An 8,329-nucleotide genomic window follows, 5' to 3' on the forward strand; every position below is an offset into this window, starting at 1 on the left:
CGAAGCCCCGCCCCCGGCCCGCGCCCCGCCCGCACGCGCCGTCCAAGCCGCGCCCCGCCCGCCCGGCCGCGCCCTCGTGGATCGGACCGGAATGCCACCGCCGGTTCCCCGCCGACCCGGCCCGCCAGTCCGCCTGCGTCGCCGCCCTGACCCGCTACTACGCGAAATGATCGAGATCACGTGAACCGCGGCGACGCGGGCCGAGTCGTACATGACCATGAACCCGAACGACGTCATCGCCACCGCCCTCATCGACGCCTTCGCGCGGCGCGGCTACCCGTGCTCGCTGCCCGACCCGAACACGCTCGCGGTCACGTTCAAGGACGGCTCCCAGGCGCACGCGGACATCACCGAATGGCGGGCGCACGCGGGCCGGAACTCGCGCGCCGACCTGCCCGGTCTCGCCGCGCAGTACGCCGACCGGGCCGTCCAGGCGTTCGAGCGCGGCCCCGCCGCCGCGCCCGCCGGCGGCGGCGCGCGGCGCATGCTGGAGGAGGGGAGCCTGCGCATCCGCCTCTACCCGGAGAGCGCGCTCGACGAGCGGATGCGCGCGGCGCTGCTGACCCGGCCGCTCGCCCCCGGGCTGCTGGAGACGGTCGTGGCGGACCTGCCCGACTCGATCGTCCCGCTGAACCGGGCCGACCTCGGCGACGTGCCCGAGCACGAGGCGTTCGGCGCCGCGCTGGCCCGGTCCGTCGAGGCCGAGCCGCACTACGTCCAGGCCACCGACGTCGACGGCGTGAAGATCGCGCACATCGGCGAGCAGCACCGCTACATCGGCGCCCACGCGCACGCGCTGCGCCGCCACTTCCCGGGGCCGCTGCCGTTCGGCGCCCTCGTCGCCTTCCCGCTGCCCGAGTACGTCGCGGTCCACGAGATCGGCACGGACCCGCACCTCGTCCTGGCGCTCAAGACGATGCAGGAGGTCGCGGCGCGGCTCGCCGGGAGCGGGGAGCGGCCGATCAGCCCGCAGGTCTACTGGTGGCGTCCGGGGGAGTACGAGCGGATGGAGGAGCGCGCGGGCTTCTACAGCGGGCGGGTCCCCGACCTGCGGCCGGTCGGGGTGCAGATCGAGCAGGGCGAGGACGGGCGGCTGAGCGTCGGCCTGGTCGGCGACCCGACCGCCGAGCTGGTCCAGGGCTGGGAGGCCGCGCGCGGCTGACCCTCCCGCGCCGGGCCCCGGCCCAGGCGTGGCCGGGCTCAGGGCGTCCCGAACACCTTGCCGGGGTTGAAGATGCCCGCCGGGTCCAGCGCGTCCTTCACCGCCCGGTGCATGGCGATCACCGTCGGCTCCAGCTCGGCGTGCAGGCCGCGCCGCTTGAGCAGGCCGACGCCGTGCTCGCCGGTGACGGTCCCGCCGAGGTCGATGGCGTCCGCGACGATGCGGTCGAACGCCCGCTGGGCCCGCACCCGGGCGTCGTCGTCGCCGGCCGGCGCGATGATCAGCGGGTGCAGGTTGCCGTCCCCGGCGTGCGCGATGTTGGCGATGTGGGTGCCGGTCTCGGACGCGGCGGCCTCGATCCGGGACAGCATCTCCGGGACGAGCGCGCGCGGCACGCACACGTCCTCGGTGAGGACGGGCCCGAGCCGCTCCAGCGCCGGGTAGGCGAGCCGGCGCGCCGCGAACAGCGCCTCGGCCTCCGCCTCGTCGGACGAGCGGGCGCTCCAGGTCGCGCCCGCCTCCTTGAACAGGGCGACCATCGTGTCGGCCTCCGCCTCGCCCGCCTCCCCGGGCAGGTCGGTGCGGCCGAGGAGCAGGACGTTCGCGTCGGCGGACAGCCCCATGTTCCGCCACGCGTCGACCGCCGCCAGGCAGTGCCGGTCGACCAGCTCCAGCGCGCTCGGCACGATCCCGGCGGCGGTGACGCGGCTGACCGCCTCGCCCGCCTCCCGCAGCGTGTCGAAGTAGCCGACGACGGTGCGCTCGGGGGCGCGGGCGCCGCGCAGCCGCACGGTGATCTCGGTGATCACGCCGAGGGTGCCCTCCGAGCCGACCATCAGCCCGCACAGGTCGTACCCGGCGACGCCCTTGGCGGTGCGGCGGCCGAGCCGCACCACCTCGCCGCGGCCGACGACCGCCTGCATCGCGAGCACGTAGTCGCGGGTCACGCCGTACTTGACGCAGCACAGGCCGCCGGCGTTGGTCGCCGCGTTGCCGCCGATCGTGGACCACGGCGAGCTGGCCGGGTCCGGCGGGTACCACAGGCCGTGCTCGGCGGCGGCGAGCCGCAGCGCGTCGTTGACCACGCCGGGCTGGACGACCGCGAGCCGCTCGGCGGCGTCGATCTCGACGATCTCGTCCATCGCCTCCAGCGACAGCAGCACGCAGCCGTCCAGGGCGTTCGCGCCGCCGGACAGCCCGGTGCCGGCGCCGCGCGGGACGACCGGGACGCCGTGCTCCGCGCAGGCGGCCACCACCGCCCGGACGTCCTCGGTGGATCCGGCGCGGACGAGGGCGGCGGGCGTCCCGTACGGGGCCCATTCCGCCTCGTCGTGCGCGTAGGAGGCGATCACGTCCGGGTCGGTGACGAGCCGGGGGGCGGGGAGGGTGCCGCGGAGGGCGTCCAGGAACTCGGGCATGTCCTCACGTAATCACACGGGCGGGCGCCCGCCTCACGCCGCCTCGGTGGTGATCAGCCGGGTGACGTCGGCGCGCAGCCCCGGGACGTCGACGCCCGCCTCGGCCACCAGCCGCGCCGCGAGGAAGTCCTCGTCCTGCAGGATGCCGAGCAGGATGTGGCCGCTGCGGATCTGCTTCTGCTTGAGCCGCACCGCGTGCCGCAGGCTCAGCTCCAGGGCCTTCTTGGCCTTCGGCGTGAACGGGATGTGGCCCCGCGCGTAGCGGGGGAGCTTGCCGGCGGGGACGTCGAGGGCTCCCTCACCGAAGGTCTGCTCGGTGGCCTCGCGGACGGCGTCCAGGTCGATGCCGATGCTGCGGAGGGCGCCGGAGTCCAGCACGTCGCCGCCGGCGCGGTTGACGCGGGCGATCCGGGTGCGCAGGTCCGCCGCGTCTAGTCCGTGCTCGCGCAGCGCCCGGCCCATGGCGTCGTCGCCGTTCAGCAGCGAGAGCAGGACGTGCTCGGTGCCGATGTGGTGGTCGCGCAGCGCGCGCGCCTCCGCCTGCGCGCCGACGACGGCCGCCCGCGCGTCCGCGGTGAAACGCTCGAACATCTCCTACTGCTCCTTCCGTGCTTTTCCGAGGGGGGACGACCCCCCACGCCCCCCGGCCGACTTCGTCGGAAGGGGGAGGCGGCGCCCGCCGCCATGCTTCTTGTGGACGGCCTGCCTGCTCACGCCGAGGCAGACCGCGATGTCCTGCCAGGACCAGCCCTGGTCGCGGGCGCTGGCCACCTGCAGCGCCTCCAGCCGTTCGGCCAGCTCGCGCAGCGCGCGGACGGCCCGCAGGCCGACCGCCGGGTCCCTGCTGCTCGCCTCCTGGGCGAGCGTCACTCCATCGCTCATGCCTGTCAATGTAGGTTGACACTCGCGGCGATGTCAACCGGCGTTGACATGCGGTCGCGGGTCAGGTGAGCCTCAGCAGCGTGGTGAGCAGGTCGTCCAGGCTGACCAGGCCCGCCACCTGCCCGTCCGGGCCGATCGCCAGGCCCAGCTGGCTGTGCCGCGCCCGCAGCGTCGCGACGGCCTCGCCGACCGGCGTGCCCACCGGCATCGCCGGCACCGGATGCGCGAGCTCCCCGGCCGTCGTCTCCCGGCCGCGCGCCCGCGCCAGGTAGGCGTCGCGGACATGCACCATCCGCGCCTGCCCCCGGCCCGAGCCGCGCAGCATGATCCGCACCCGGCCGGTCCGCGCGGCGGTGTCGATGACCTCCTGCGGGGACGCCTCCGGCGGCACCGACACGATCTCCGACACCGGCACCACCAGGTCCGACAGCGGCGCGCGCGGCGCGTCCAGCGCGGCCGTCAGCAGGGTCAGGTCGCGCTGCCCGATCAGCCCGAGCCGCCGCGACTCCTCGGCGATGCTGCGCAGCTGCTCCGGCGTCCGCGACACCTCCCGCATCTCGCCCGGGTGCACGCCCGCCGCGCGCAGCAGCAGGTTCGTCGCCCCGTTCAGCGCCGCCAGCAGCGGCCGGACGACCGTCGTGAACGCCCGGAACGGCAGCGCCAGCACCGTCGCCGACCGCTCCGGCCCCGCGATCGAGAACGACTTCGGCGCCATCTCCCCGACGACCATGTGCAGGAACGTCACCACGCCGAGCGCGATCACGAACCCGATCGCGTGCGCGACGCCCCCCGACAGGCCCGCGGCGTGGAACAGCGGCGCCAGCGCCTCGGTGAACACCGGCTCGGACACCAGGCCCAGCCCGAGCGAGCACATCGTGATGCCGAGCTGCGCGCCCGCGAGCGTCAGCGACAGCTCGCCGATCCCCGCCACCGCCGCCCCCGCGGCCCGGCTCCCGCGCGCGGCGGCCCGCTCCAGCCGCGGCCGCTTCGCCGCCACCAGCGCGAACTCGGTCGCGACGAAGAACCCGTTGCCGGCCAGCAGCGCCAGCGTCACCGGGACGCCCAGGGCCAGGTTCACCGGTCACCGCCGTCCCGCTCGCCGGGCGCCGCGACGACCGTCCGGACCCGGATCAGCTCCGGCACGTGCCGGTGGATGGTCAGCACCTCCACCACCGCCGTGCGCGGCGGCTCGTCCAGCCGGGTGGGCTCCAGCTCCACCCGCACCACGTCGCCGGGCCGCGCCACCCGGCCGAGCCGCCGCAGCAGCAGCCCCGCGACGGTCTCGTAGTCGCCCTCCGGCAGCGCGATCCCGGTCTCGTGCGCCACCTCGTCCACCCGCAGCCCGGCGTCGGTCGTCCACCACTCGCCGCGCCGGATCGCGAGGTCCTCGTCCGGGTCGTGCTCGTCGGCGATCTCCCCGACCAGCTCCTCCGCGACGTCCTCCCAGGTGATCAGCCCGGCGAAGCCGCCGTACTCGTCCACCACGCACGCCACCGGGACGTCCGCGCCGCGCAGCCGCGCCACCACGTCCGGCAGCGGCAGCGACGACGGCAGCAGCAGCGGCGGCCGGGCGATCGCGCCCACCTCGGTCCGCTCCGACTCCGCCGGGTCCAGCAGGATCAGCTCGTCCAGCCCGACGATCCCGACGACGTCGTCGACCCGCTCCCCGACGACCGGGTAGCGGGAGTGCCCGCTCGCGGTGATGATCTCGCTCAGCTCCGACGCGCGCGCCGACGCGGGCACCGTCACCACGTCGACCCGCGGCACCATGACCTCCTCGGCGTCCCGCTCGGAGAACACCAGCGCCCGCTCCAGCAGGTCGGCGTGCGCCTCCTGGAACTGCTCGCCGGACTCGCCGATGATGTGCCCGAGCTCCTCCAGCGTCGCGCCGTGGTGCAGCTCCTCGACCGGCTCGATCCCGGCGGCCCGCACCAGGCGGTTCGCCGCCGCGTCGAACAGCCGGATCACCGGCGCCGCCACCGCCAGGTACACCAGCGTCGACCCGGCCAGCCACCGCGCCATCGCCTCCGCCCGCGCCAGCGCCAGGTTCTTCGGGAACAGCTCGCCCAGCACCATCTGCAGCACGGTCGCCAGCACGAACCCGAGCGCGACCGCGACGCCGCCGGACACGCCGCGCGGGACCCCCGCCGCGTCCAGCACCGGCGCGATCAGGTCGGCGAGCGCCGGCTTGGCGATGAACCCGACCACCAGCGCGGTCACCGTGATGCCGAGCTGCGCGCCCGACAGCATGAACGACAGCCGCTCCATCACCCGGACGGCACGCGCGGCCGCGCGGTCGCCCTCCGCCGCCCGCTGGTCCAGCAGCGGCCGGTCCGCGGTGACGAACGCGAACTCCTGCGCCACGAAGTAGCCCGTCGCCGCGGTCAGCACCAGGACCGCGAGCAGGCCCAGCGCCCCGTTCACCGGTCCTCTTCGACGTCCCGGGCCGCACCGGCGGCCCGCGGCCCGCTCTGCCCGGGCACCATTCCCCCTCCGCGCGTCCCTGCAAGATCCCTTCTACCCTGCCAGGCGCCGGTACGCGCCGCGAGACCCGCCCGCCCCGTCCGGTGCGGCGGCGGTGCGCGGCCCCCTAGTGCGCGGTGATGAGGACGACGCCCGCCGCGACCACGCAGGCCGCCGCGATCCGGCGCGGGCCGAGCCGCTCGGAGAAGAACACCGCGCCGATCACCGCGCCCGAGATCACCCCGGTCTCGCGCAGCGCCGCCACCGACGCCAGCGCGCCGCGCGTCTGCGCCCACAGCACGATCCCGTACGCCGCCATCGAGATGAGGCCGCCCGCCAGGCCGCCCAGCACGGCGGACCGCGGCAGCCGGGTGAGCGTCGCGCGGCCGCGCAGGGCCAGCACGATCGCGACCGTCAGCGGCGCCTGGAGGGAGAACATCCACGACGTGTACGACAGCGAGCCGCCCGAGTGCCGCACCCCGACCCCGTCCAGGAGGGTGTAGCCCGCGATGGACACGCCGGTCAGCAGCGCCGCGGCGACGGCCCGCGGGTCCCTGGGCTTCGCCTCGCCTTCCTCCGGGCCGCCGCCGTCGCGGCGGCCCGCGAAGGCCAGTACCACGAGCCCGGCGCAGACCGCCGCGACGCCCGCGTCCTGCGCCCACGAGAGCCGCTCGCCGAGCGCCACCGCCGCCACGACCGCCACCAGCAGCGGCGCGCTGCCCCGCGCCAGCGGGTACACCTGGCTGAAGTCGCCCAGCTGGTACGCCGCGAGCAGCAGCCCCATGTACACGATGTGGACGGCGGCCGACGCCACGAGCCACGGCCACGCCGCCCGGTCCGGCGGGCCGACGATCAGCCCCATCGGGACCACCACCACCGCCTCGCCGAGGCCGATCAGCGCGAACGAGGCCCACCGGTCCGGCGCGCCCTTCGCGATCGCGTTCCAGACGGCGTGCAGCACTCCGGCGAAGATCACGGCGAGGGCGACGGTCATGCGCCCACCCCACCGCGAACGGGCGCCCCGGTGCATCGATTTAGGTCTGGGCTAAAAGGTCCGCGAGCCCCGCCGGACGGCCCGAATTTCCGGATCTCGTGACATTCCGGGGATGGCTGGGCACAAGTGATAGCAAGGGAAGGAAGGCAGAACGGCAGATCTCCCGCGGGACGGCCCCGCCCGGCCCGCAGGACTCCTGACGCGGTGGGGAGCGCCGATGAACGATGAGAGCCGTCCCCGTCCGGTGTTCGACCCGGGCATTCCCGTCGCGGACCGCGCCGTGCTCGCCGCCGCCCCGGAGCGGCTGGTCGCGGCGAGCCTGCCCGCGCCCGCGCCGCCGGCCCTGACCCTCGCCACCGTCGTCGCCCGGGTGCTGTGGATCCCGGCGTTCGCCTTCTTCTACGGCGTGCTGCCCGGCGGCTGGCTGCGGGTGTGCTTCCTCGCCTCGCTCGACCAGGACGACCTCGTCGGCGGCGCGCTGCGGTGGGGGAGGCTGCCCGTCCTGGCGATGATGCTCACCCCGGCGCTGCAGGTCCTCCTGCTGCTGCTCGGGCAGACCGAGGCGGCCGTGCTGCTGGCCGCCGTCAGCTTCACCGGCTGGGTGATCGGCGCGCTGCGGCACCTGCGCGAGCCCGCCGCGTCCCGCGCCGCCCGCGAGCACCACGGCCGCTACCTGCTGCCCGCCGACTTCGACCGGCCCGCCGCGCGGCTGCTGATCCGCGCCCAGCGCGCCGTCGACGCCGTCCTCTCCTCGCAGTCGCACCGCGCCGGGCTGCTGGACGACGTCGGCAACACGGTCGTCCTGCCGCGGCAGGAATGGGCGATCGCGGCCACGCTCGCCGAGCACACCCGGCTGCGCCGCGAGCGAATCGTGCAGCAGCCCGAGCGGCTGTCCCCGCGGGTGCGGGCCCTCCTGGAACCGCAGGACCGCGCGCTCGCGCTGTCGGCGCGGTCCGTGGCCGTCCGGATCGAGGCGCTGGAGGAGTACGCGCGCCGCGCCGGCGAGGCCGATGACGCCTACCACGAGTCGCGCGTCCTGACGGCGCTCCCGGAGCAGAACGCCCGCTACCGCGACCTGCTCGCCGGCACGGCCGGCGACGCGATGGCGGGCGCCGAGATCCGCGGCATGGCCGAGGACGCCCACCGCACCGAACGCGCGCTCCGCGAGGAGGCCGCGGACGCCCTCGACACCGCCCCGGAACTCGCCGTCCCCGAGGACACCGGACAGGCCGCCGGACGGGCCGCCGGACGGGCCGCCGGCCGCACCGCGGCCGGCGAGCCCGAGACGGCCTAGCTCGCCCCAGCCGCCTTACGCCTGCCCGCTCGGGCGCCGCGCCGCCCTCGAAATGATGCGGTCCGCGGTGCGCTGCGTGCCGGCGATGCGGCGGCGCAGGCGCGTCCTGCCGGGAC

General features: G+C 76.0%; 8 protein-coding genes. 2 read left to right on the forward strand and 6 right to left on the reverse strand.

The features are described 5' to 3' along the window. Nucleotides 1-211: 211 nt before the first annotated feature. Entirely contained in the window at nucleotides 212-1,162 is a 951-nt protein-coding gene (locus tag F9B16_RS46715) for a hypothetical protein (RefSeq protein ID WP_151546716.1), read from the forward strand. Between the two features lie 38 nt (nucleotides 1,163-1,200). On the opposite strand, the gene F9B16_RS46720 is transcribed toward F9B16_RS46715, so the two are convergent. The 6 genes from F9B16_RS46720 to F9B16_RS46745 form a co-directional block, all read right to left on the reverse strand. Then, a complete protein-coding gene (locus tag F9B16_RS46720; protein WP_151546717.1) occupies nucleotides 1,201-2,580 on the reverse strand; it encodes an FAD-binding oxidoreductase in 1,380 nt (459 codons plus the stop codon). Between the two features lie 33 nt (nucleotides 2,581-2,613). Further along, nucleotides 2,614-3,171, reverse strand: a complete 558-nt coding sequence (locus F9B16_RS54310; protein ID WP_151546718.1) for a Clp protease N-terminal domain-containing protein — start codon at nucleotides 3,169-3,171, stop codon at nucleotides 2,614-2,616. A gap of 3 nt (nucleotides 3,172-3,174) precedes the next feature. Further along, a complete protein-coding gene (locus F9B16_RS46730) occupies nucleotides 3,175-3,462 on the reverse strand; it encodes an RNA polymerase subunit sigma-70 (RefSeq protein ID WP_225992568.1) in 288 nt (95 codons plus the stop codon). Between the two features lie 61 nt (nucleotides 3,463-3,523). Beyond that, nucleotides 3,524-4,540 (reverse strand): CNNM domain-containing protein, encoded by a 1,017-nt coding sequence (locus F9B16_RS46735; RefSeq protein WP_151546719.1) that lies wholly within the window; start codon nucleotides 4,538-4,540, stop codon nucleotides 3,524-3,526. Further along, entirely contained in the window at nucleotides 4,537-5,886 is a 1,350-nt protein-coding gene (locus F9B16_RS46740; protein WP_151546720.1) for a hemolysin family protein, read from the reverse strand. Before F9B16_RS46740 ends, F9B16_RS46735 begins: the two co-directional genes overlap by 4 nt. A 166-nt stretch (nucleotides 5,887-6,052) precedes the next feature. Then, nucleotides 6,053-6,919, reverse strand: coding sequence for an EamA family transporter (locus F9B16_RS46745; RefSeq protein WP_151546721.1), 867 nt, complete (start codon nucleotides 6,917-6,919; stop codon nucleotides 6,053-6,055). A 217-nt stretch (nucleotides 6,920-7,136) separates the two neighbouring features. Here F9B16_RS46745 and F9B16_RS46750 point away from each other — a divergent pair, with 217 nt between their 5' ends. After that, nucleotides 7,137-8,213 (forward strand): hypothetical protein, encoded by a 1,077-nt coding sequence (locus F9B16_RS46750; RefSeq protein ID WP_151546722.1) that lies wholly within the window; start codon nucleotides 7,137-7,139, stop codon nucleotides 8,211-8,213. Nucleotides 8,214-8,329: the final 116 nt, after the last annotated feature.

Origin of the sequence: Actinomadura montaniterrae (genome assembly GCF_008923365.1) — a bacterium.
GTDB classification, from domain to species: Bacteria; Actinomycetota; Actinomycetes; order Streptosporangiales; family Streptosporangiaceae; genus Spirillospora; species Spirillospora montaniterrae.

Excerpts from the sequence above, each read along its gene's own strand:
- F9B16_RS46715 (WP_151546716.1), top strand. The coding sequence starts at position 212 with ATGACCATGAACCCGAACGACGTCATCGCCACCGCCCTCATCGACGCC.
- F9B16_RS46720 (WP_151546717.1), bottom strand. The coding sequence starts at position 2,580 with ATGCCCGAGTTCCTGGACGCCCTCCGCGGCACCCTCCCCGCCCCCCGG.
- F9B16_RS54310 (WP_151546718.1), bottom strand. The coding sequence starts at position 3,171 with ATGTTCGAGCGTTTCACCGCGGACGCGCGGGCGGCCGTCGTCGGCGCG.
- F9B16_RS46730 (WP_225992568.1), bottom strand. The coding sequence starts at position 3,462 with ATGAGCGATGGAGTGACGCTCGCCCAGGAGGCGAGCAGCAGGGACCCG.
- F9B16_RS46745 (WP_151546721.1), bottom strand. The coding sequence starts at position 6,919 with ATGACCGTCGCCCTCGCCGTGATCTTCGCCGGAGTGCTGCACGCCGTC.
- F9B16_RS46750 (WP_151546722.1), top strand. The coding sequence starts at position 7,137 with ATGAACGATGAGAGCCGTCCCCGTCCGGTGTTCGACCCGGGCATTCCC.